Below are 23,630 nucleotides of genomic sequence, written 5' to 3'. Positions count from 1 at the left end.
CAACGGTCGGATCAACGGTCGGATCAACGGTCGTAGGTGAACGGCAGGCGGGTGATGCCGTTGTCGAAGCTGGACAGCAGGTACTCCGGCTCGCCCGTGGCACGCAGCCCCGGCAACCGCGTGAACAGCTCCCAGAACATGATCTTCAGTTCCATGCGGGCGAGGTTCGCGCCCAGGCACAGGTGCGGTCCGGGTCCGCCGAACGCCACGTGCGGGTTGGGCGAGCGCGAGATGTCGAGGGAGTCGGGGTCGTCGAACACGTCGGGGTCGCGGTTGGCCGCCAGGTAGAACAGCACCACCTTGTCCCCGGCGCGGAACGGGTGCCCGTTCAGCTCGTGGTCCTGCTTCAGCGTGCGCCGGAACTGGATGATCGGCGACACGTAGCGGACCAGCTCCTCGATCGCCGGGCCGATCCGGGCGTCGTAGTCGTCCATCAGCAGGTCCCGCTGCTCGGGATGGTCGGTGAACAGCCTCAGGCCGTGCGACAGGGTGTTGCGGGTGGTCTCGTTGCCCGCCACCAGCAGCAGGTCGAAGAACGACCCCAGCTCCGGGATCGACAGGCGCTCCCCGTCGGGATTGGCGTTGACCAGCGCCGACACCAGGTCGTCGCGGGGCTCGGCGCGGCGGGCGCGGCCCAGCCGGGCGACCAGGCGGTGCAGGTCCACGATCGCCTTGAGGTTGCCGTACAGCAGCCGCAGCGTGCGCGGGCTGGCCAGGGACCCGCGCACCCCCGAGTACTCGGTCATCGCGTCGACCCGCGACAGCACGTAGGGCCGCACCCGCTCGGGGATGCCCATCATCGCGCAGATCACCGCGAGCTGGAACGGGGCGGCGACCTGCGACACGAAGTCGCGCGGCCCCTGCTTCTCGACGTCGTCGACGATGCGGGCGGCGATGGCGCGGACCTCGTCCTCGATGGTCGCGAGCATCTTCGGGGTGAACGCCCGGAACACGATCCGCCGCAGCCGCGCGTGCTCGGGATCGTCCATGTTCACCATCGGGGTGCCGAACACCTTCGCCAGCCACGGCGGCGGCTCCGGCGACGTCGCGGCCGGTTCGCTGGAGAAGACCTTGGCGTTGCGGCTGGCCTCCACGACGTCGGCGTGCCGCACCAGCGCGTGGAAACCCTTGCCGGACCGGACGAACGGCACGCGGGGCTCGGCGAAGTACACCGGCGCGCCGCGCTCGCGCAGCCGCGCGAAGTCGGCGAGCCGCTGCTCCGGCGGCCGGTCCCAGAACGCGATGTCCACCACGTCGATGCCGGCGGGCGGAGCGGAGCCCAGGGCCATGCGTTCTCCTTCGTCTGTGGAGCGTCTGTGAGCGTCTGTGGAGCTTCTGGGGCTCGCGGGATGTCCGCGGGCCACTCGGTCAGGTGGTCAGCGGGCGGCCCAGCGGACCTCGTAGGGGCCCAGGTCGATCGGCTTGCCCTCGATCTGGGTCCGCTTGCCCTGCGGGGTCGTGTTGACCATGACCATCTGCTTGTCCTGTGCCAGTACCCGCACCGCCGGGTCGGCGGCCTTCACGTTCAGCAGCTTCGTGCCGGGCGGGAACCAGCGGGTGAAGTTCTGCAGGTTCGTCAGGTTCGGGGTGGGGGCTCCGCCCGCCTGCGGGCCCGACCACAGGCAGCCCGGGCAGTCGGCGCCGGTGGTGGTCTGCGGGCTCCAGTAGAACGCGCTGGCCGCGCCTCCCCGGATGAACTCCATCATCGCGGCGACCTGCACCGCGCCGCGGCGCTCGTCGGTCCAGTCGGACGGGACCGGCTCCACGTACCACTCGGCCCACCACACCGGCAGCTCCTCGTCGCCCAGCGCGCGCAGCCAACGGGTGACGTCGGAGAACTTCGTCAGCACCTCGAACTCGTTGGGCTGCACGTTGCGCTGCACCGGCAGCGCGTGGCCGTCGACCGCGATGAAGTCGGCGCCCTCCTTGTGCTCGTACCAGTACTTGAGGGCGTCCAGGTTCCGCTGGTCCATCGAGCCCCAGGAGCCGCGCAGCTCCGACGGCGGGCCGACGCCGGGCGCGTTGCTGTTCATGACCATGTAGGGGCCGCCGACCTTGATGTCGGAGTCCACCTTCTTCAGTTCCTTGTAGACCTCGTTGTAGAGCTTGGTGTAGCCCTCGTGGTCCCAGCGGTTGGCCTGCGGGTTCCAGAAGCCCTTGAACTCGTTCCAGACGGTGTAGTGCTTGACGTCCGGGTACCGCCTGGCGACCTCGGCGGCGAGCCGGGCGTAGTCGTCGAAGAACCTGGGCTGGATCGCCACCTCCAGCCGCGACCAGTCGGTGCCGCCCGCCGCGCCGCCCTTCATCCAGTCGGGGCCGCAGCACAGCGTCACGACCGGGGTGCCGCGGGTCTGCCGGATGGTCTCCATCCGCCGGTCCAGCGACGCCCAGTCGTACTGGCCGGGCCGCGGCTGGGGGTTGCCGACGCCCCACCCCATGATCGGGGTGACCTGCGGCATCGGCTGGCCGGACAGGGCGTCCAGGACCTTCTGCGGGCCGCGTTCGCGGTCCACGCTCTCCTGGGTGTGGGTGAACCCCCACGACGGCCAGCCCTTCGGCGCGCCCGGGGCCACCTCGCCGGCCGGGGCGGCGAGCGACCGCACGGTGCCGTCCGGCCTCCCGCCGGCCAGCCAGACGAAGATCGCGGCGGTCAGCATCCCCGTCAGGGCGGCCACCAGCGCGATGAGGAACAGCCGCCGGCGGGGACGGCCGTGCCGACCCTGACGGTTGCGGAACAGCGCCACGCGTGTGGGCTGGGTACGCTGACGGACTTCCAAGACGGGCCTCCAGAAGGGGCGGCCGTGATCTTCGCCGATGGGACGGCCGGATATCGTCGCCGGTGGAACCGGTGTATTGGTTAGAACGCCGGGAGGTGGTGGCTGGTTCGGCCGGGTGGTCGGCGGAACCGTCATAACTGCCTTACCTGTGATCTCCCTTGGCGACAACCTTCCAGCACAGGAGACGGCCTCACGCGGCGTGGCCGGAAAGGGTCAGCGCGGAGTCACTTTTCCCTTTCACTGAGGTGACATCCGCCTCACCTATCCGGTTTGACTCTTATGTCACTCCGGCGCCACAAGTCACTGACGTGTTGGTGCGTTTTGTGGTTGTTTTCCGGTGGCTGGATGTAGGTGGGAAATCGGTGGGGAAGCGGTGGGAATCGCGCGGAGCGCGGTGCCGGCGGGGTGGTCCGCCCGGTCCGCTGAGCCCGGTCCGCCCCCGTACGCGGACCGGGCCGCACGGCGCGTCCGCGTCGGTGCGCTCAGCCGTTCCCGGCGTCCCGCCCGGCCTGCTCGCGCAGCAGCTCGCGCAGACCCGGCTCGTCGTCGGCCGCGACCGTCATCGCGTAACCCGCCTGCAACTGGGCGTCGGTGAGATCGCCGCTGCGCGTGGCGTACCAGCGGCCGGCGTCGCTGCGCCACACCAGCCAACCCGGGAACTCGCTCTCGATGGCCGCCTTCAGATCCTCGAAGTCGCCCATCAAGGTCATCCTTTCGCCAAGCGGGCCTATTCGTATACACAAGTCTTACTCGGTTAAAGATGGTGTCAAGCTGTCCGTAAGCGGACCGTCTCCCGGGGGACACCCCCGGGAGACGGGAGTGACGGCCCGGGCGGAAGGGGGTGGTGCCGGTGCCGGAACGGCCGGCCTACCTGCGCATTGCCGACACCCTGCGGGAAGGGATCCGCAGCGGCGTCTATCCGCCGGGCACCCGGCTGCCGACCATGGCCGAACTGTGCACCGCGCACGGCGTCTCCGAGATCGTGATCCGGCAGGCCGTGGCGCTGCTGCGCGGCGAGGGCCTGGTCGAGACCCGGCGGGGCGGCGGAACGGTCGTCAAGGTCGTCCCGCCCGCCCGGCGGATCGCGATGGACCGGTACCGGACATTCGCCCGGCCCGCCGCGCAACCGGACACCGGAACCGGCATCGGGGCCGGCGCCGGAACCGGGACGGGTGTTCGGCCCGAGGTGCGTCCGGCCACCACGTTCACCCACGACCAGCGGATCCCCTGGTCCGAGTACCGGCTCGACAAGGAGTTCAGCCGCACCCGCGCCGGGCCGGAACTGGCCGGGCTCTTCGAGCTGCCGACCGGGACCGAACTGCTGCGCCGTCGGTTCGTGTTCTACTCGCGCGGCGAGCCCCAGCAGATCTCCGTCAACTACCTGCCGTGGGACCTGGTGGGCGACACCCCCGTCGCCGACCCCTCCCGCGAACCCTGGCCGGGCGGCACCCTCGCCCAGATCGCCTGGCTCGGCCACCCCGCCACCCGGATCGAGGAGGCCGTCAGCTCCCGCATGCCCACCCCCGAGGAGGCCGAGACCCTGCGCATGTCGGGCGGCGTCCCGGTGTTCGCCATCACCCGCCGCATGATCTCCGGCAGCCGGGTGATGGAGGTGTGCCGGGACATCGTGATCCCGGCGGATCGGGTGATCTTGGATTATGCGATCGACCTGTGAGCCGGCAGGGTTCGGGCTGCGCGGGAGGGGCGGCGAAAGCGGCTGTGGTGAGGGTTGGGGGCTTTGGCGAGCTGGGGTTATTGGGGACGTATAGGCCCCTGATATTGCTGGTGGTCTGCGTGGGGGCTGGGCGAAAGCGGGTGTCGGGGGTTCTGGTGGGTTGGGGTTGTTGGGTACGTGGAGACCCCCGATATTGCTAGTGGTCCGCGCGGGCCTGCGGCGAAAGCGGCTGTGTTGGCCTTGGGGGGACCGTCCCCCCAAACCCCCACATCGGGCCCGCGCACGCCGAAAGACTTCGCTGGCGCTCCGCTTTCGGCGTGCTGCGAACCCTGGCAAGGGGGCCTGCCCCCTTGGACCCCCGGCAGGGGCGCCGCCCCCACACCCCCGGCAGGGGCTCCGCCCCTACGACCCCGGCAGGGCTCCGCCCCGCACCCCTGGCAGGGCTCCGCCCCGCACCCCTGGCAGGGCTCCGCCCTACACCCCTGGCAGGGGCTTCGCCCCCACGCCCCGGCGTGTGCCTCCGCCCTTTACAACCCCGGCGGGTGCCTCCGCCCCCTACAACCCCGGCAGGGCTCTGCCCCACGCCCCGGCAGGGCTTCGCTCCCGCACCCCCTCGTGGGGCTTCGCCCCCATGCCTCGGCAGGGCTCCGCTCCGCACCCCGGTAGAGGGCTCCGTCCCCTGCAGCCCCTCGTGGGGCTTTGCTCCTGCGTCCTTCCGTCTTGTGGTCGGCTTTCGGGGACGCTTGGGGGTGGTCTCTCGCTCTGGCGTTCGCGCCTGGCCGTGTGGATGGGAACTCTTTTGTCCCTTGTGGCCGAGTAGGGGGTGAAACGTCGGAGACGGGAGGGGCTCGCGTGAAGAAAGCAGCCATGTTGGTGGCGGTGGTGATGGCCGTTGGAGCGTTCGGGGTGCCGTCCGTGGATGCTGGGGCCGTCGTCGCGCCGAAGGGTGGAGGGCATGGGTTTCTCAAGGGCGCGGTGGCGGTTGACGGGCCGGCGCACCGTCATCGGTACCGGTCGCTGGGCAAGGTCCGGCGTGTCGCCTCGGGGCATCGCGTCACCTTCAACGTGCTGGACCGGCGCGGTCGCGCCCCCGCCACCGCTGATGCCCCGGAGGTGTACGTCACCTCGCTGGACGGGCGTGAGTGGCTCACCGCTCCGCTGAACAACGGCACCGTGACCGGTGAACTTCCCGCGGGTGATTACGTCGTGCAGGTCTACGTGGTCACCCCGGACGACGGCGGCGTGCGTTCCACCACGCTGGTGTACCTGTCGCGCTACTCCGTGCGGCGGGACGGCGTGCTGGTCCTCGACGCCCGCGCGGCGCGGCCCGTGTCGGCGGAGGTGGCCGATCGGCCCGACGCCCGGGTGCTGACCGGCTCGGCCGCCATCGTCCAGCGGATCGGCGCCGAAACGATCAACATGGCCTCGATGGACCTCCCGAACGCCCACCTCACGCCGGTCGACGACGCGCCGGGGCTGGCCTTGCAGCTGCACGCGAAGCTGACGCGCGACGGCGCCGAGAGCGGAAGCCCCTACCTGTTCGACCTCGCCCGGCAGTTCGATGGGGTGCCAAGCGATCCGGTGCTGCGTGCGCACACGCGGGATCTCGCCGCCGTGCGGACCCGGCACACCGCCCCCGGCCCCAATTCGTGCGCGGGCGGCCACAGCGGTGTGGACTGGGGGACCGGCGTGGTCTTCCTGCCTTACGCGCCTGTGGGGAACCTGCCGGTCACCCGGACCGAGTACTTCACCCCCGGACTGAACTGGCGGTTCTCCGAGGGGGTGACGACCACCGGATGCGACTGGGAGAACCAGCCGCCGGAGGTCACCCAGCGGGCCCGGACCTTCCCCCGCCCCGGGGCGTACACCGCCACGTGGAACAACGCCCCCTTCGGCCCTGCTCCGGGCCTCTTCCGCTGGAACCCCGAGGGTGACGCGGGCAGCGAACCCGACATCCAGGTGCCGATGCTGGCGTCCTGGGGCACCCACGCCTACCTGGCGCGCTACGTGCCGTACCTGACCGGCGGGACGACCCTGTACGACGAGCGGGGCGAGGTCGTGGCGGCCACCAACCACCCCGGCGACGGCAACGTCCTCACCACGCCGCGCACCGGCAGGCACCGCCTCGTCGTGGACGCACGGCACCGCGCGCCCTGGACGGAGCTGTCCTCGTCGCAGCGGGTGACCTGGTCCTTCGACGCGCCGGGCACGGCGATGACGGCCTTCCCGCTGCCGGTGGTCCGCTACGACACCACCCTGGACGACCACAACCGCGCCCGCGCGGGCACGGTCCAGCCCGTCGCGCTCGCCGTCGAGCAGATGACCCCGGACGGTCGGGGAACCGCTCCGGCGAAGGTCGAGGCGCTCACGTTGAGCGTGTCCACCGACGACGGCGCGACGTGGAAGGACGTCGGGCTACGCCGCGACGGCGACCGCTGGCTGGCGCGGATCCCCTCGCCCGCCTCGGGCCACGTGTCGTTCCGCTCCGCGGCCCGGACCGTCGAGGGCACGAGCGTCGACCAGACCCTCGTTCACGCCTACGGCGTGCGCTGACGCGCTCCTCACTCCTTGAAGAGCCAGTCGTCGTCCTCCGCCTCCTCCTTGTGGGGGAGGCGGAGGTCCTGGCGGGTCACGTTCGCTCCGGCGGGGACCGGGCGGGGCGGGAGGGCCGCCGGTGGGGGCTGCCTCCTGCGGTGGACGCGGCCCGACAGGGCCAGCAGGGCGCTCAGCGCGCCCAGGGCGATGAGGCCGCCGTGCAGGGACCAGGTGCCGAGGATCAGCATCGTCTGGGCCGTTCCGGCGATCAGGACGATGGCGGCGGCGATCGAGACCACCAGGCGGCCCACCGGGTCCAGGCCGCGCAGCAGGGACCAGAACGCCGTTCCGGGGACGACGAGCAGCAGCAGGGCCAGCAGGAGTTTCATTTGATGACGATGAACCTCTCCACGATGACCGCCACGACGCTGAGCAGCAGGGGCGTGGCCAGCACGGTGAGCGGGCGCAGGCGGCGCAGGTCGTTGGGGGGCAGGCGCAGGCGGCGCAGTTCGCGGGCCAGCAGGACCCCCAGCAGGACCGGCAGGTAGACCATGCCCGCCGGGGTCCAGGGGGAGGAGCGCAGGCCGAGGCCGGTGGGGCCGGGGACGGGGGCGGGGGCGGGCTGCTGGACCAGGCCGTACACGGCGGCGTCGCGGTCGCCGAAGACCTTCTTGATCTTCGGGGCGGGCTGGCTCGCCGCGGCGTCCAGGGCCGCGCGCATCCTCGTGGCGTAGTCGCGGGCCAGGCTGGTGTTGAGGACCTGGGCGTCCTCGTTGCTGCGGGTGGTGATGAAGAACGCTCCCGCGCCGCCCGCCGCCTGCTGCTGCATCGCCGTCACGATCGGGGTGACGTCGCCGGGATTGGCGCGGTTGGCGAGCACCGGCGTGTACTGGAAGCGTTCCCAGTCCCGGAAGCCCCACGGCATGGTGTTGGGGTTGCCGCCGGTCGCGGCGGCGTCCTCGCCGGTCAGCCACACGACGCCGATCGGGCCCCGGTGGACGTCCAGCATCGTCTCGAACGCCCTGATGTCGCTCTCGCGGACCTGCTCGAACTTCTCGTTCCCGTACCGGACGGTCAGGAAGCCGCCGGTCAGGGCCAGGGCGAACAGCGACGCCGCCGCCACGGCCGGCACGTGCCGCCAGGGGCCGGTGCGGAGCCTGCCGAAGCGGATGCGGATCTTGGGGTCGCGGACGGCGGGCGCGTCGAACGGGGCCGGGAAGAACAGGTACGCCACCAGCAGGCACGCGGCGGGCAGCATGAAGAAGTAGATCCGCAGCGCGATCTCGCCGCCGTAGTTCTGGAGGCCGAGGGAGCTGAACGGCACCAGCATCAGCACCAGCGCCACCCGGTCGTCGATGCCCCGGGCGCGGCGGCGCAGCAGCCCCGCGACCGCCAGCGTCACGATCACCAGGGTGATCAGGATGCGCAGCTGCTGGATGTCGGCGATCTGCGGGCTGCTGTTGCTGATCCGCCCGCTGGTGCTCTGGGTCAGGTTGCCCAGCAGGTCGCCGATGCTGTCGATCAGTTCCTTCTTGCGGGAGACCCAGTAGCCCACCGTCATGAAGCTGATCCAGCCCGCGTAGACGATGCCCGCGATGAACGGCAGCCCGCGCAGGCTGCACCGCCGCGCCACCACCAGGCCCGCGCACGAGGCCGTCATCAGGAACGGCGTGAGCTGGTGCGCCGCCGTGCCGACCAGGATCAGGCCGAACAGCAGGAACAGCAGGATCGACTGCTGGCGCACCGCCACCTGCGGCGCGGGCAGCTCGCCGGGGTCCTTGACCGAGAACAGCCAGTTGTAGACCCGCCAGAAGCCGCCGGTGCGCTCGCGGGTCTCCCCGGAACGGCGCCGGCCGGGGCGTTGCAGCCGCTCGTCGTGGTGGCGGAACCAGTTGACCAGGATCGCCACGAAGAACAGGTACAGCAGGTACGCGAACGCCTGCGGCGACAGGTAGTCCTGCCCCACCCAGTTGGCCGCCAGGAACAGGAACGCCGCCAGCCACTTGGCCCGCCAGGTCGCCCGCAGCACCCGCAGGATCAGCACGTAGGGGACCAGGTACAGCAGGTTGATGACCGGCGGGGCCCAGCGCAGCAGCGGTTCCAGGTCGTTCTGGCCGACGGCCTTGGCGAGGAACGCCATGAACGCGAAGAACCCCGGCGTGGAGAACCGGGCGTCCAGCGTCCAGGACACGTCGCCGTTGCGCATCACGTACTCGATCAGCCCGGCCGTCTGCCAGGACGTCGGGAACCGCGCGATCGGCTCCAGCGCGAGCGTGACGCCGTGCAGCGAGCACAGCAGGATCAGGATCTGGAGGCTGAGCAGCAGCACGCGGGGCCGGGGCAGCGCCAGCGTCCACATGAACGCCAGCACCAGCGCCGCCGCGCCGATCAGCGTCGCCACCGGCAGGACGCTGATCAGGCCGTGCCCGGACATCGCGTCCATGTCCACGTTCCGCAGCGGCACCCAGAACAGCAGGGTGCCCAGCGTCATCAGGCCGATGATGCCGAACAGCACCGGCCGCCCCACGCGGGGGGCGGGAGGGGTGGACTCGGAGCGCCCCTCGGGGTGCCCGGCCGCACGAACCGTCACGTTCAAGAGATATCCCGCTCCCGGCTCGTCGTGGAAGGGCTGATGACGCGGCGCAGGCCCGGCAGGATCGCCAGCGCGACCGCGACGTTCACGACCACGACCGCCACGCCGATGGTGTACAGGTGCCGCTCGTCGATCAGCAGGAGGACCAGGCCGAGCATGCCCACCAGCCGGACCCCCTGGAGCAGGGCGATCAGCCGGGTGCGGTTGTGGACCCGCAGCGCGCCGATATAGAGCTCGATGACCGCCTTCGGGATGACGGCGAGGGCCAGGACCTGGAACAGCGGCGCGCCGCTGACGTAGTCGTGGCCGTAGATCCGCAGCGCGTACGGCGCGGCCACGATCGCCAGGAGGATGGCCGGGACCAGCAGGAACGCGGTGCGGCGCAGCGCCGCGCGGGTGGAGGCGGCCAGCGACTCCCGGTCGAAGGAGCCCTGGACGGTGAGCGAGTACGACAGGGTGATCGCCGCCAGGTCCAGCATCATGCCCGCGACCCAGGCGACCTGGAAGTAGCCGGTCGTCGTGGGGGACAGGTGCGCGGCGACGACGATCGGCACGAGGCTGAGCGTCGCGAACTGGAGCGCGCCGCCCAGGTAGCCGGTGCCGAAGTAGGCGGCCATCTGGCGGGGCGTGGAGCGGTGGCCCCGGCCCTCGTTGACGCGGCGGTGCTCGGGGATCAGCCGGCCGAAGATGACCGCGTTGGCCGGGACCAGCAGCACCATCACCGGCAGGTACCAGGCCAGGATGACGCCGTTGTGCGGGAACGCCGACGCCAGCGCCATCAGCAGCCCGAGCCGGACCAGTGACCAGACCGTGTTGACGGCCGGGACCCATCCGGCGTGGCGCAGCCCGGTGAAGACGGCCTCCATGGCGTTCCACAGGTTCCACGCGACCGCCATCGCCAGGAAGGCCAGGCCCGCGCCGAGCCCGTGCAGATGGTCGAAGTTGTCCCAGTGCCGCCCCCAGACCTGGACCGTCACCAGGAACGCGGTCCCGACCCCGGCGGCGGCGACCGCGCCGACGGCGTAGCACAGCAGTACCAGCCGGCGGGTGTTGCGGGCCGTCTCCGGAAGGAACCGGATCAGCAGGAAGTTGAGCATGGTGACGCCGCCGACGAACATGATCGCCTGGTTGACGGAGGACATGCGGCCGAAGTCGGCGGGGTCGCGGTAGAACAGCGGGCCCAGGCCCCAGAACGCCGCGCCCAGCAGCGTCGTCACGCCGCCGTTGAGCATGAGCGCGTAGGCGCTGCGGAACATCGGGTTGGACAGCTCGCCGCGCAGCCACTCGCGCAGGCGGGCGCTCGTCCCGGCCCGCGGCTCGGGGCGGGACGTGGCCAGGGGGCTCCGGTCAGACACGGCCCGTCGCTTTCCTGACTCCGTAGCGGGCCCGCCGCAGCACGGCGTAGCCCTTGGTGAGCGCACGGTCCCTGAGGAAGATCAGGGAGATGTTCCTCCCGTCGACGATCGTGGCGAACGTGGCGAGCGAGGTGGACATGCGGACGGTCAGCCGGGGGACCGCCAGCACGTCGTCGCGCGCGGCGCTCCCGTCGCCGAGGCGGCGGGGGTCGGCGAGGCGGTTGGCGACCGCACACGCCGTCTCATACCCCGCGGCGCGTACCGCACGCCTCACGCGCGCGCTCGAATACCCGAAGGGGTAGGCCATCGTGGTGATCGGGACGCCGGCGCGGTCCTCCAGCAGTCCCCGGTTGCGGGTCAGCTCGTCGCGGAGCGCGGCGTCGCCGAGCTGGTCGAGCTGCGGGTGGCTGTGGCTGTGCCCGCCGATCTCCACGCCGTGCGCGGCGGCCTCGCGGACCTGCGACCACGCCATCATCGTGTCCAGCGGGCGTCCCGCCGCGTCCGGCCCGGCGTCGGCGAGCCAGCCGGTGGTCACGAACACCGTGGCGGGGAACCCGTGCCGCTCCAGGACCGGCAGCGCGTGCCCGTGGAAGTCGGCGTACCCGTCGTCGAAGGTGATCACGATCGGCCGGGGGTGCCGGTGGGCCTCGCGCAGCGCCCCGAACGGGATCGGCGTGAACCCCTCCTCGGCCAGCAGCGCCATCTGGTCGGCGAACGCGCCGGGCGTCACCGCGAGGGCCGCGGTCTGCTTCGGCGGCCGCTCGCGTACCGAGTGGTACATCAGGATGGGAACGCTCACGGGTTCGTCCAGTGGCTCGTTGGTCTATGGGTTGGAACGCCGCCGGCGAGGCAAAGGTTCGGAAGCTTTACCCTCGTGACCGGCACCGGCCGCCCGCTGGACGCGCGGGCGCACCGGCGGGCCGGAGGGCCCGCCGGTGCGCCCGCACCCGGCCCGGTGCGCGTCAGGTCGTCTCCTCGCGGCCGCGGACGTCCTCGGGGCCGGCGCGGGCGACGAGGCGGCGGGAGCGGCGAGTCCGCCGCCGCGCCGCGTACTGTCCCATCGCGTAGCCCCAGGCCGTCCACGCCAGCCCGACGGTGATCGCTCCGGCCCGGCCGAGCCCGGCGCGGTCGCCCTTGACCGCGTCGGACACCCCGGCCAGGACGCCGCGCGGCAGCGTCCTGAGGGCGTGGGCGCGCTCGCTGGCCAGGCCGTCCTGGCTGCCGACGCTCTGGGTGACCAGCGCCTTCGACAGTCCTTCGGCGTAGCAGCGTTCGCGGAAGTAGGCGAAGCGGGCGCGTTCGGAGGGCACCCGGTGCCAGATGACCGCCTGGTCGTCGTAGATCAGCTCCGATCCGGGGCTGCGCTGCCGCAGCCGGATGCAGAACTCGGTCTCCTCGCAGCCCAGGGGCCGTTTGTGGAAGCTTCGCCCGATGCCGGAGCTGAAGCCTCCGGCGATCGGGAACATGTCGCGGCGGAACGAGGCGTTGCCGCCCATCACGTTGCGGACCGGCCCCGGCGTCAGCCCCCGGTAGGTGCAGCCGACCGTCCAGTCGAACTCCTCGGGGAACCAGCGCGGCCGGGTGCCGGTCGTGGCCGGGACCGGGTCGTCCACCAGCGCGCCGGAGGGCGTGGAGCCGGGCCACAGCGGCAGCGTCAGCCCGCCGACCCCGGCGACCCTCGGGTCGTCGTAGTGCTTGGCGAACGCCTCCAGCCAGCCCGGCGCGGCGACCGCGTCGTCGTCGAGGAAGGCCACCACGTCGCCGCGCGCGACCGCGACGCCGGTGTTCTTGCCGCCCGACAGGCCCCGGTCCTCGCGGTTCTCCACGACGGTGACGTCGGGCAGGGAGGCCTTCAGCCGGGCGTGCAGGGCCGGGTTGTGGTCGACCACGACGATGATCTCGAACGGGGCGTGCCGCTGGGCGCGCACCGACGCGACGGCGGCGTGCACGTCGTCCCAGCGCTTCTCGGTGTAGGCGCAGATCACGACGGAGATCGGCAGGGTGGTGCTCACGACGCCCGCCTCCTCAGCCGTGCGTAGGTCTTCAGGACGCGGTCCGCCTTCCGGTAGAGCGCCGGGTTGTCCAGCACCGCGCCGCGCGCCCGGTTGACCGGGGTGGTGCGGGCCCAGTGGAGCGCGGCGGCGGGCGTGGGCCGGGCGATCCGGCCCTCGGCGATGGGGATCTCGCGGCCCTTGAAGCCCTCCTTGAACTCCTTGCCGCCGCGGCCCATCGCGATCTCGGTGACGCCGTTGTCGGCGCAGCCCCGGGCGAGCAGCAGATGGCCGATCATGCCGGGGGAGTACTTGCCGAACCGGGTGTCGTAGGCGGGGAACCAGCCCGCCATGACCGGGCCGTTGCGCAGCCCGAAGTGGGCGGAGACCGGTTCGTCGCCCGCCCACAGCACGCTGAGCACCCCGAACCCGGTCTCGTGGAGGTGCCGCACCAGCCGTACGATCCACGGCCGGGCGAACCGGTCGGTCCGCCCGGTGCGGTTGTACTGCTCGGACTTCCAGTCCATGAGCCGCTTCAGGTCGGCGGTCTCGCGCGACTCGAACTCGTAGCGCAGCTCGCCGACGTCGCGGCCGAGCTTGCGCTCCTTGTAGCGGATGGTCTTGTGGGTCTTGGGCGCGGCCTTCCGCAGGTGCGCCTCGAACGCCTCGAACCCCTCGCCGAGCTCCATGACGGGTTCGACGCGGCGCACCGTGTGGAACGGCCTGAACACGACCTGGGACGCCAGCAGGTGGTCGAAGTCCCACACGCCGATCCGGCACGCCCGCAGCAGCGCGCGGGCGTCCAGGTCGAGGTCGGGCGGGGCGACGATCCCCTGCAGGTCGGTCAGGCCGAACCCCACGGGGTGGCCGGTGCCGAGCGGGCCGCGCTGGAAGGGGAAGAACGCGGCCACGTCCGGCCCGTCCTCGACGACGGCGACGCGCACGTCGTCGCGGAACAGCCCGACGCCGAGGGTGAACTCCGGCGCCAGGAACGGGTTCATCAGGTCGGGCCCGGTGAGCTGGAGGTCGCGCCACCGCTTGACCTCGGTCTCGCCGAGGTCGAGCGGGCGCACAACGGTGATCTTCACTCGGTCCCTGTCCTGCTGAACGCGGCCGCCTCCCAGTCCAGGTGGACCGGCTCGGCGGGGTGCGGGCGGACGGCGGGGCCCGCGGCGGGCTCGGTCACCGGCTCCAGCGGGCCCCGGAAGCGCAGGCGGATCATGGTGCGCAGCACGCGCCAGCCGTCCCGCCAGGTGTTGAGGTTGGACTCGCCGTGCCGCCGCTCGGTCTCGTGGCTGGGGACCTCGGCGATGCGCAGACCGGCCCGGACGGCGTTGACGCACATCTCGGTCTCGATCTCGAAGCCGGTGGACTCCAGCCGGAGCCGGTCCACCGCGTCGCGGCGCATGGCCACGTAGCCGTAGCACAGGTCCGACCAGTTCTGCCGGTACAGGCGGTTGGCCAGCCAGGTCAGCGCCGAGTTGCCGACGCGGCGCAGGCCGGTCAGGTCGTCGGAGCCGCCGCCGCAGCCGTAGCGGGTGCCCTTGACGAAGTCGTAGCCGCGGCACAGCAGCGCGAGGAACGAGTCGAACTCGGCCGGGTCCATGCTGCCGTCGGCGTCCAGCATGATGATCATCTCGCCGGTCGCCGCGGCCATCCCCGTCCGCATGGCGCTGCCCTTCCCCGTGGGCGGCTCGACGATCACCTTGGCGTCCGGACGGACGGTCAGCACGTACTCCACCGTGCCGTCGCTGGACTCGCCGTCGACGATCACGATCTCGTCCACCGCGGTCAGCCGCGGCAGGAGCCATCGCAGGTTCTCGACCTCGTTGAGGGTGGGGATCACGGCGGTCACGGTCGGCCAGCGCCGCGCGTGCCCCGAGAGGTTCCGGAGGTTGGTGGGGAGCGGGAGGGAGGCCGCCCCCACCGCTCCGGTGACGTGCACGGAGGAGTCATCAGGTCGCATGGGAGTTCCCCGTAAGTGGTTGACGTCTTGACCCTTTAGATGTCGGGTCCGCCCATCATGTTTGGGCCGATCGGACGTTCACTCCCGTAAGTTGCGCAGGATCGCCTACGTACCTGGTACGGCTCCGACTGGTAAGGGGGCGGTCGCGGTTCGCTCGGCCGGTCATAGAGGGGGAAAGCGGATAAACGTGACAGCGCCCATTGACCGGATGTGGCCACGTCAGCGGGGTGGTGCGGCGTTTTCGCCCCCTGGTTCCGGGCGGCCGCGAAAAAAGATCACCTGCATTTGATCATAACCGGGCGGTGGCGATTTTTTGACTGATTCATGGCTTTTGTCGCTATAGAGATCAACGCGCCGTCAGATGAGCCAGCGAATGCAGGGGAACGGTCAGCCAGGAGGGCCGGTTGCGGGCCTCATAACGGATCTCGTACACCGCCTTGTCGAACTCCAGCGCCCGCGTCAGCACCCGGTGCGCGGCCGGGTCCGGACCGCCCGCCGCCGCGTAGCCCCGGCAGAACGCCTCCCGGTTGCGCTCGGCCCACGCCAGCGCCCGCCGCTCCTGCTCCAGCGCCACCGCCGGGGGCGCGTGCCCCTCGTCGGCGTGCAGGAACCGCGCCGCGTACTCGAACGACCGCAGCATCCCCGCCACGTCCCGCAGCGGGTGCCCCAGCGCCCGGCGCTCCTCGGGGGTGCGCGCGGGCTCGCCCTCGAAGTCCAGCAGCGTCCACCCGTGGCCGGTGCGCATGGCCTGCCCGAGGTGCAGGTCGCCGTGGACGCGTTGCAGGGTCAGCGGCTCGGTGCGCTCGGCCAGCGCGTCGAAGGTCGCGCCGATCGCCCCGGCGTGCGGGGCCAGCTCCGGGACGTCCGCCGCGACCTCGTCGAGCTGGCGGCGCATGGCCTGCGCCATCTCCCGGACGTGCTCGGCGCCGACCTCGGTGACGCCGAACGCGCGGGCCAGGTCGCGGTGGACCGCCGCGGTCGCCGCGCCGAGGCGCTCGGCCTCGGCCGCGAAGTCGCCGCCCGCCCAGCCCGGGTCGGCCGCCGTGTAGCTCCCGTTGGGACGCCTGGCGGGGGCCCCGGGGTAGGGCTCCGCGCCGCGCGTCATCGGCATCGCGAACCAGTCGCGCACGCTGGTGGTCGCCAGCCGCCACCCGTCGCCGCCGCCGCGCAGGAACTCCGACAGCAGCGCCAGCGTGACCGGCTCCCCGCCGTCGGCGGTCGCCAGCTCGATCCATCCGTGCACGGCCGGGACGTGCGGGCAGCCCAGCTCCGACAGCGCCAGGTTGATCTCCAGGTCGGGGCTGGGGCCGGGCGACAGTCGCCGGAACAGCTTGCAGATGTGGGTCTCGCCGTACACCAGGGAGGTGTTGCTCTGCTCGGCCGACATCGGCGTCCCCGGGGCCGAGAGGTCGATCGCCGTGTCGGGGACGCGGCGGAACCGCAGCGGCCCCACCGCCGCCTCCTCGGCGACCCCGGCCAGCAGCGCCCGGTTCAGCTCCGGATCGTGGACGGCGTCGTAGACGTGCGTCGCGTCGTGCCCCTCTCCGACCCGGCCGATCTCGGCGTGCGCGAGGCGGTCGGGCAGGACCCGCCGGGTGCCCAGCAGGACCTGGTAGTGGTCCACGATGTCGCCCTGCCGGACGTCCAGCACCAGGTGCCGGAGCCCCGGATCGCCCGGCAGCAGTTCGGTGGCGGTGCCGAGCGACACCTCGGTCACCGGCCGGTCCTTGCCGGCGAACCAGCGCTGGCGGGGCAGCCAGTCGTGCAGCAGGGCGGCCATCGTGGACTCGGCGGGCACGGTCAGATCACCTCGTCACCGGCGTCGGCGGGGGCGGGCGGCAGCAGGAACCAGTAGAAGCCGTGGCCGGGCAGGGTCAGCAGGTAGGGCAGCTCGCCGATCGCCGGGAACTGCACCCCGCCCATGCACTCGATCGGGGTGGAGCCGCGGAACCGGCGCAGGTCCAGCTCCACCGGCTGCGGGAACCGGGACAGGTTGTTGACGCACAGGACGGTGTCCATGCCGCCCCACTGGTTGGCCTCCCCGTCGGGGATCTCCCGCACGAACGCCAGCACGCTGGGGTTGGACGCCGACAGCTCGACGTACTCGCCGACGCCGAACACCGGGTGCCGCTGCCGGATCTCGATCATCTTGCGGGTCCAGTTGAGCAGCGAGCCGGGGTTGTCGCGCTGGGCCTCGACGTTGACGGCCTGGTAGCCGTAGATCGGGTCCATGATGAGCGGCAGGTAGAGCCGGGCGGGGTCGCAGCGCGAGAACCCCGCGTTGCGGTCGGGCGTCCACTGCATGGGGGTGCGGACCGCGTCGCGGTCGCCGAGCCAGATGTTGTCGCCCATCCCGATCTCGTCGCCGTAGTACAGGACGGGCGAGCCGGGCAGCGACAGCAGCAGCGCGGTGAACAGCTCCAGCTGGTTGCGGTCGTTGTCCAGCAGGGGGGCGAGCCGCCGCCGGATCCCGATGTTGGCCTTCATCCGGGGATCCTTGGCGTACTCGGCGTACATGTAGTCGCGCTCCTCGTCGGTGACCATCTCCAACGTGAGCTCGTCGTGGTTGCGCAGGAAGATGCCCCACTGGCAGTTCTCGGGGATCTTCGGCGTCTGCGCCATGATCTCGGAGATGGGGTAGCGCTGCTCGCGCCGCACCGCCATGAAGATCCGCGGCATGACGGGGAAGTGGAACGCCATGTGGCACTCGTCGCCGCCCACGCCCGGATCGCCGAAGTACTCCACCACGTCGGCGGGCCACTGGTTGGCCTCGGCCAGCAGCACCCGGTCGGGGTAGAGGCGGTCCACCTCGGCGCGGACGCGCTTGAGGTAGGCGTGCGTCTCGGGCAGGTTCTCGCAGTTGGTGCCCTCGCGCTCGTACAGGTAGGGCACCGCGTCCAGCCGGAACCCGTCGATGCCGAGGTCCAGCCAGAACCGCAGCACCTCCAGCATCGCGTCCTGCACGGCAGGGTTGTCGTAGTTCAGGTCGGGCTGGTGGGAGAAGAAGCGGTGCCAGTAGTACTGCCCGCGCACCGGGTCGAACGTCCAGTTCGACGTCTCGGTGTCCACGAAGATGATGCGGGCGTCGGCGTACTTCTCGTCGGTGTCGGACCACACGTAGAAGTCGCCGAACGGGCCGTCGGGGTCGGTCCGCGACGCCTGGAACCACGGGTGCTGGTCGCTGGTGTGGTTCATGACCAGGTCGGCGACCACGCGGATGCCGCGGGCGTGCGCCTGGTCGATCAGCTCCACGAAGTCGCCGAGCTCGCCGAACTCCGGAAGGATCTTGGTGTAGTCGCTGATGTCGTAGCCGCCGTCCTTCAGCGGCGAGTGGTAGATCGGCAGCAGCCACAGGCAGTCCACGCCGAGCCACTGGAGGTGGTCCAGCCGCTCGATGAGGCCGCGCAGGTCGCCGTACCCGTCGTTGTTGGAGTCGGCGAACCCGCGCACCGACACCTCGTAGAACACGGCGGTCTTGAACCAGTGCGGATCGCGGGGGGTCTCGGGGTCGAACGCGTCGGGGACCGGCTCGTACGACGGCGGGGCCGCGTCGGGGGGCAACTCGGTGATCGGCTCCTCCTCGGGCACCGCGCCCGGTGGGGGCAGCGGGGTGGTCGTGGAAGCGGAGGGGGCGGACACCGAGGGCGCGCCGCCCGCCGCCGGGCGCATCGCGTGCGACTCGCGGGACTCGGTCACCGAACGGGGCTCCCCGCTGCGGGTCTCGGCCCGGCGCTCCTCGGTCCGGCGGTCCTCGGCGCGCCGTTCCTCCGCGCTGCGGCCCTCGTGGGGCGGCAGGTCGTGGGTCGGGATCTCGCTGTCGCTGTCGTGGTCGGTGGGGCCGGTGGGGCCGGTGGGGTCGGCGGGCGTGGGCTGGTCGGAGGTGCTCAACTCGTCCTTCCCCGAAGCGTGAAGATGTGGGCCGGCTGTTCGTGGGGGTCCAGACGCACGTAGTTGGCCTGCCACCAGGTGTAGGTCGCCCCCGACAGCTCGTCGGTGACCTCGAACCCGTGGGCGGCGGCGTCGGCGTCCAGCCCCAGTGCGGTCAGGTCCAGGTGGACGGTCGCCTCGCGGGCCTGGTGAGGGTTGAGGTTCACCACCGCGATCACGACGTCGTCGCCCAGCGCCTTGCTGAAACAGATCAGTTCGGACTGGTCCACATGATGGAATCTCAGGTTGCGCAGCCTGTGCAGCGCCGGGTGCCCCCGCCGCAGCTCGTTGAGGCGGCCGATCAGCGGGGCGATGGAGCGTCCCTCGCGTTCGGCCTGCTCCCAGTCGCGGGGTTTGTACTGGTACTTCTCGGAGTCGCGGTACTCCTCGCTGCCGGGACGGACGGGGACGTTCTCGATCAGTTCGTAGCCGGAGTACACGCCCCAGGTGGGGGACAGCAGCGCGGCCAGCACCGCGCGGATCTCGAACGCGGGGCGTCCGCCGTGCACCAGGTACTCGTTGAGGATGTCGGGGGTGTTGACGAAGACGTTGGGCCGCATGTAGGCGGCCGCCTCGCCGGACAGCTCGGTGAAGTACTCCTCCAGCTCGTGCCGGGAGTTCTTCCAGGTGAAGTAGGTGTAGGACTGGTGGAAGCCGATCCTGGCGAGGGTGTGCATCATCGCCGGCCGGGTGAACGCCTCGGCCAGGAACAGCACGTCGGGATCGGTCTCGGCGACCTCGGCCAGCAGGCGTTCCCAGAACGGCACCGGTTTGGTGTGCGGGTTGTCCACCCGGAAGATCCGCACGCCGTGGTCCATCCAGTGCCGCAGCACCCGCAGGATCTCGGCGTAGATGCCCTCGGGGTCGTTGTCGAAGTTGAGGGGGTAGATGTCCTGGTACTTCTTGGGCGGGTTCTCGGCGTAGGCGATGGTGCCGTCGGCGCGGGTGGTGAACCACTCGGGGTGCTCGCCGACCCACGGGTGGTCGGGGGAGCACTGGAGCGCGAAGTCGAGCGCGACCTCCATGCCGAGGTCGCGGGCGTAGGCGACGAACGCGTCGAAGTCCTCGATCGTGCCGAGGTCGGGGTGGACGGCGTCGTGCCCGCCCTCCGCCGAGCCGATCGCCCACGGCGAGCCCGGGTCGTAGGGGCCGGCCTCCAGGGTGTTGTTGGGCCCCTTGCGGAAGGTGCGGCCGATCGGGTGGATCGGCGGCAGGTACACCACGTCGAAGCCCATGTCGGCGATGGCGGGCAGCCGCTTCATCGCGGTGCGGAACGTTCCCGACAGCGGTCCGCGCCGCCCCATCGGGTCGAACTGCGCGCCCTCGGAGCGGGGGAAGAACTCGTACCAGGAGCCGAACAGCGCGCGTTCCCGGTGGACGACCAGCGGGAACCACTCGGTGGCGGTCAGCAGGTCGCGCAGCGGGTAGCGGTCCTCCAGGTCGCGCACGTCGGGCGTGGCGGCGGCCTCCATGCGCGCGGCGGGCGACAGGGTCCGGTCCCGCAGCGTGTGCGCCAGCCGGACGAACACCTGCCGGTCGTGGGAGGGCAGGGCCTCGGCGGCGCGTTCGAACAGCAGCGCGCCCTCGGTGAGCATCAGCTCGACGTCCTGCCCGCGCGGCACCTTGATCTCGGCGTCGTGCCGCCAGTGGGCCAGGGAGTCGCCCCACGCCTCGACCCGGTAGTGCCAGGTGCCGGGCGCGGTGACGGTGACGTCCGCGCCGTAGCGGTCGAGGCCTTGGGCGATCTCGGTCATCCGGACCGGCGACTGGACCTCGCCGTGGGGGTCGCGCAGCACCACGGCCGCGCCGAGCCGCTCGTGCCCTTCACGGAAGACGGTGGCGTTGACCTGGAAGGTCTCGCCCACGACGGCCTTGGCGGGCCACTTTCCGCACTCGACCAGCGGGGCCACCTGGAGGATGGGGATACGGCCAAGTCTTGTCATTCCCGACCTTCTGGATATTTCGGGCTTGCGGGGCGTATCAGACTTGCGGGACGTGGTGGGCTGGGCGCGCATGCGGCTTCCCTACCCGTTCGTGATTGAGAAAACCGTCCTCGCGGCGATCGAGTGCCTACTCTGCGGTAAGAAGAAGTTACTTTGCGTTACATGTCTGCTACCTCGGGTGGGAAGTGCGGATCGAGGTGGTGATTTTCGCGTGGTACCCGGTGCGATGAACGGATCGAGCGCCTAGCGTGGCGCTGCGTGAAGGCAATCAGGCGATTCACCGTACGTACCGTCCTTCCGGAACCTCTTCTTCCGCTGGAAGAGCTGATCCTGAATCTCCGCTGGTCATGGCACCACGAGACACTCGACCTGTTCCGGTCGGTGGACCCCGCGCTGTGGGAGACCGTCCGGCACGACCCGGTCCGGCTGCTGGGGGAGGTCGGACCGGCGCGGCTGCAACGCCTCGCCGCCGACCGGCGCTTCCTGCGCCAGCTGAACGACACGGCCGAGGACCTGCGTGAGTATCTGACCGCCGACCGCTGGTACCAGACCCTCGACGACGCCCCGAAGGCCATCGCCTACTTCTCGCCCGAGTACGGCATCACCGCGGCGCTGCCGCAGTACTCCGGCGGCCTGGGCATCCTCGCGGGCGACCATCTCAAGACCGCCAGCGACCTGGGCGTGCCCATCATCGGGGTGGGCCTGCTGTACCGGCACGGGTACTTCTCCCAGTCGCTGTCGCCGGACGGCTGGCAGCTGGAGCGTTACCCGCCGATCGATCCCAACGGCCTGCCGCTGACCCTGCTGCGCGAGACCGACGGCACCCCGGTGCGGGTCCGGATCGGGCTGCCGCAGGGCCACGACCTGCACGCCCACGTGTGGCTGGCGCGGGTGGGCCGCGTCCCGCAGCTCCTGCTGGACTCCGACGTCGAGGAGAACGACCAGGCCGGCCGCGACATCACCGACCGGCTCTACGGGGGCGGCGGCGACCACCGGCTGCTCCAGGAGATGCTGCTGGGCATCGGCGGCGTGCGGGCGATCCGGGCCTACTGCCGCATCACCGGGCACCCCGCGCCGGAGGTCTTCCACACCAACGAGGGCCACGCCGGGTACCTCGGCCTGGAACGCATCCGCGAGCTGGTCTCCGAGCACGGCCTCAGCTTCGACGAGGCCCTGGAGGCCACCCGCGCCGGGACGGTGTTCACCACGCACACGCCCGTCCCGGCGGGCATCGACCGGTTCCCGCGCGAGCTGGTCCGCAAGTACTTCGGCGGCGCCAACGAGGAGCCCGAGGTCCCCGCCGAACGCATCCTGGAGCTGGGGGCCGAGACCTATCCCGAGGGCGACCCGGCCGTGTTCAACATGGCCGTCATGGGGATGCGGCTGGCGCAGCGCGTCAACGGCGTGTCCACGCTGCACGGCCAGGTCAGCCGGGAGATGTTCGGCGGCCTGTGGGGCGGGTTCGACACCGCCGAGGTGCCGGTCGGGTCGGTCACCAACGGCGTCCACGCCGGGACGTGGGTGGCCCGCGAGATCCTCGACCTGGCGGCCCGCGAGGTCCCGTCGTTGCTGCACGGCGAGGGCTGGGAGGGCGTCCGGCGCGTCCCCGGGCAGGAGATCTGGCGGATCCGCCGCCTGCTGCGCGCCCGGCTGGTCGAGGAGGCCCGGCGGCGGCTGCGCGAGTCGTGGAAGCACCGGGGCGCGAGCGAGGCGGAGATCTCCTGGATCGACGACGCGCTCGACCCCGACGTGCTGACCATCGGGTTCGCGCGGCGGGTGCCGTCCTACAAGCGGCTGACGCTGATGATGCACGACCCCGAGCGGCTGCGCGCGCTGCTGCTGGACCCCGAGCGGCCCGTGCAGATCGTCATCGCGGGCAAGGCGCACCCGGCCGACGAGGGCGGCAAGCGGCTGATCCAGGACATCGTCCGGTTCGCCGACTCCGAGGACGTGCGGCACCGCATCGTGTTCCTGCCCGACTACGACATGGCGCTCGGCCAGGCCTTGGTGCAGGGCTGCGACGTGTGGCTGAACAACCCGCTGCGCCCGCTGGAGGCGTGCGGCACCTCCGGCATGAAGGCCGCCCTCAACGGCGGCCTGAACCTGTCGATCCGCGACGGCTGGTGGGACGAGTGGTACGACGGCCAGAACGGCTGGGCGATCCCGTCCGCCGACGGCCTGGCCGGGCCCGACCGCCGCGACGCGCTGGAGTCGGCCGCGCTGTACGAGCTGGTCGCCGACCACGTGTCGGTGATGTTCTACGACCGCGACGCCTCGGGTTTGCCGCGCCGCTGGCTGGAGATGGTCAAGCACACCATCGCCACGCTCGGGCCGAAGGTGCTGGCCAGCCGGATGCTGCGGGACTACGTGCAGCGGTACTACGTCCCGGCGGCGCGGTCGGGCCGGGCGATGGCCGCCGACGACCACGCGGGGGCGCGCTCGCTGGCGGCGTGGAAGCAGCGGATCGTCAAGGCGTGGCCGACGGTGGCCGTCGAGCACGTGGAGTCCACCGGCGAGGCCAGCCCGCACGTGGGGACGAGCCTGCCGGTCCGCGTGGTGGTGGACCTCGGCGGCCTGGACCCGTCGGACGTGGCGGTGGAGGTGGCCTACGGCCGGGTCGACGACACCGACGCGCTGATCGACCCCTCCTACCTGGAGCTGTCCGGCGGCGAGCCGGTGGAGGAGGGGCGGCTGCGGTACGTGGGCGAGGTGCCGCTGGCGCGCAGCGGCGCGTTCGGCTACAGCGTCCGCGTCGTGCCGCGCCACGCGATGCTGGCCGGTCCCGCCGAGATGGGGCTGGTCACGCTGCCGCCCGCACCGCACGGGATGACCAACGGCAACCTGCGCTGACCGACCGGACACGCGCCG

General features: G+C 71.6%; 16 protein-coding genes. 3 read left to right on the top strand and 13 right to left on the bottom strand.

The features are described 5' to 3' along the window. Positions 1 to 23: 23 nt before the first annotated feature. The 3 genes from AKI01S_RS18705 to AKI01S_RS18695 all read right to left on the bottom strand — a co-directional run bounded on the left by AKI01S_RS18705 (position 24) and on the right by AKI01S_RS18695 (position 3,478). Complete coding sequence (locus tag AKI01S_RS18705; protein WP_067819065.1) at positions 24 to 1,289, bottom strand: cytochrome P450; 1,266 nt, start codon at positions 1,287 to 1,289, stop codon at positions 24 to 26. A gap of 87 nt (positions 1,290 to 1,376) precedes the next feature. Next, positions 1,377 to 2,744, bottom strand: coding sequence for a xylan 1,4-beta-xylosidase (locus AKI01S_RS18700; RefSeq protein ID WP_218009722.1), 1,368 nt, complete (start codon positions 2,742 to 2,744; stop codon positions 1,377 to 1,379). A gap of 515 nt (positions 2,745 to 3,259) precedes the next feature. Beyond that, complete coding sequence (locus tag AKI01S_RS18695) at positions 3,260 to 3,478, bottom strand: hypothetical protein (RefSeq protein WP_067819062.1); 219 nt, start codon at positions 3,476 to 3,478, stop codon at positions 3,260 to 3,262. A 149-nt stretch (positions 3,479 to 3,627) separates the two neighbouring features. On the opposite strand from AKI01S_RS18695, the gene AKI01S_RS18690 reads away from it, so the two are divergent. After that, positions 3,628 to 4,452, top strand: coding sequence for a GntR family transcriptional regulator (locus AKI01S_RS18690; protein WP_067819145.1), 825 nt, complete (start codon positions 3,628 to 3,630; stop codon positions 4,450 to 4,452). Positions 4,453 to 5,427: 975 nt separating this feature from the next. Further along, positions 5,428 to 7,005 (top strand): hypothetical protein, encoded by a 1,578-nt coding sequence (locus AKI01S_RS18685; protein WP_067819059.1) that lies wholly within the window; start codon positions 5,428 to 5,430, stop codon positions 7,003 to 7,005. Between the two features lie 8 nt (positions 7,006 to 7,013). On the opposite strand, the gene AKI01S_RS18680 is transcribed toward AKI01S_RS18685, so the two are convergent. From AKI01S_RS18680 to AKI01S_RS18635, 10 genes are all read right to left on the bottom strand, one after another. Beyond that, positions 7,014 to 7,376: a hypothetical protein gene (locus AKI01S_RS18680; protein WP_067819056.1), complete on the bottom strand. Its 363-nt coding sequence runs from the start codon at positions 7,374 to 7,376 to the stop codon at positions 7,014 to 7,016. Beyond that, positions 7,373 to 9,577 carry a hypothetical protein gene (locus tag AKI01S_RS18675; protein ID WP_157419933.1) on the bottom strand — a complete coding sequence of 735 codons (2,205 nt, stop codon included), beginning with the start codon at positions 9,575 to 9,577 and terminating at the stop codon, positions 7,373 to 7,375. The genes AKI01S_RS18680 and AKI01S_RS18675 overlap by 4 nt, the downstream gene beginning before the upstream one ends. 2 nt (positions 9,578 to 9,579) lie before the next feature. Further along, on the bottom strand, positions 9,580 to 10,935 hold the full coding sequence (locus AKI01S_RS18670) for a lipopolysaccharide biosynthesis protein (protein WP_067819051.1): 1,356 nt from the start codon (positions 10,933 to 10,935) through the stop codon (positions 9,580 to 9,582). Next, on the bottom strand, positions 10,928 to 11,734 hold the full coding sequence (locus AKI01S_RS18665; RefSeq protein ID WP_245681687.1) for a polysaccharide deacetylase family protein: 807 nt from the start codon (positions 11,732 to 11,734) through the stop codon (positions 10,928 to 10,930). The genes AKI01S_RS18670 and AKI01S_RS18665 overlap by 8 nt, the downstream gene beginning before the upstream one ends. 163 nt (positions 11,735 to 11,897) lie before the next feature. Then, positions 11,898 to 12,947 (bottom strand): glycosyltransferase family 2 protein, encoded by a 1,050-nt coding sequence (locus AKI01S_RS18660; protein WP_245681686.1) that lies wholly within the window; start codon positions 12,945 to 12,947, stop codon positions 11,898 to 11,900. After that, on the bottom strand, positions 12,944 to 14,014 hold the full coding sequence (locus tag AKI01S_RS18655) for a GNAT family N-acetyltransferase (RefSeq protein WP_067819048.1): 1,071 nt from the start codon (positions 14,012 to 14,014) through the stop codon (positions 12,944 to 12,946). The genes AKI01S_RS18660 and AKI01S_RS18655 overlap by 4 nt, the downstream gene beginning before the upstream one ends. Continuing rightward, a complete protein-coding gene (locus AKI01S_RS18650; RefSeq protein WP_083999803.1) occupies positions 14,011 to 14,892 on the bottom strand; it encodes a glycosyltransferase family 2 protein in 882 nt (293 codons plus the stop codon). Before AKI01S_RS18650 ends, AKI01S_RS18655 begins: the two co-directional genes overlap by 4 nt. A gap of 346 nt (positions 14,893 to 15,238) precedes the next feature. Next, on the bottom strand, positions 15,239 to 16,690 hold the full coding sequence (locus tag AKI01S_RS18645; RefSeq protein ID WP_245681685.1) for a maltokinase N-terminal cap-like domain-containing protein: 1,452 nt from the start codon (positions 16,688 to 16,690) through the stop codon (positions 15,239 to 15,241). 2 nt (positions 16,691 to 16,692) lie between these two features. Next, positions 16,693 to 18,780: a maltose alpha-D-glucosyltransferase gene (gene treS / locus AKI01S_RS18640; protein ID WP_245681684.1), complete on the bottom strand. Its 2,088-nt coding sequence runs from the start codon at positions 18,778 to 18,780 to the stop codon at positions 16,693 to 16,695. Further along, a complete protein-coding gene (locus AKI01S_RS18635; protein ID WP_157419932.1) occupies positions 18,777 to 20,762 on the bottom strand; it encodes an alpha-1,4-glucan--maltose-1-phosphate maltosyltransferase in 1,986 nt (661 codons plus the stop codon). The genes treS and AKI01S_RS18635 overlap by 4 nt, the downstream gene beginning before the upstream one ends. 258 nt (positions 20,763 to 21,020) lie before the next feature. On the opposite strand from AKI01S_RS18635, the gene glgP reads away from it, so the two are divergent. Next, positions 21,021 to 23,612 carry an alpha-glucan family phosphorylase gene (glgP, locus tag AKI01S_RS18630; protein WP_067819044.1) on the top strand — a complete coding sequence of 864 codons (2,592 nt, stop codon included), beginning with the start codon at positions 21,021 to 21,023 and terminating at the stop codon, positions 23,610 to 23,612. Positions 23,613 to 23,630: the final 18 nt, after the last annotated feature.

The organism is Actinomadura kijaniata NBRC 14229 (assembly GCF_001552175.1).
Classification (GTDB): domain Bacteria; phylum Actinomycetota; class Actinomycetes; order Streptosporangiales; family Streptosporangiaceae; genus Spirillospora; species Spirillospora kijaniata.
This window is presented reverse-complemented; position numbering and strand designations above follow the sequence as displayed.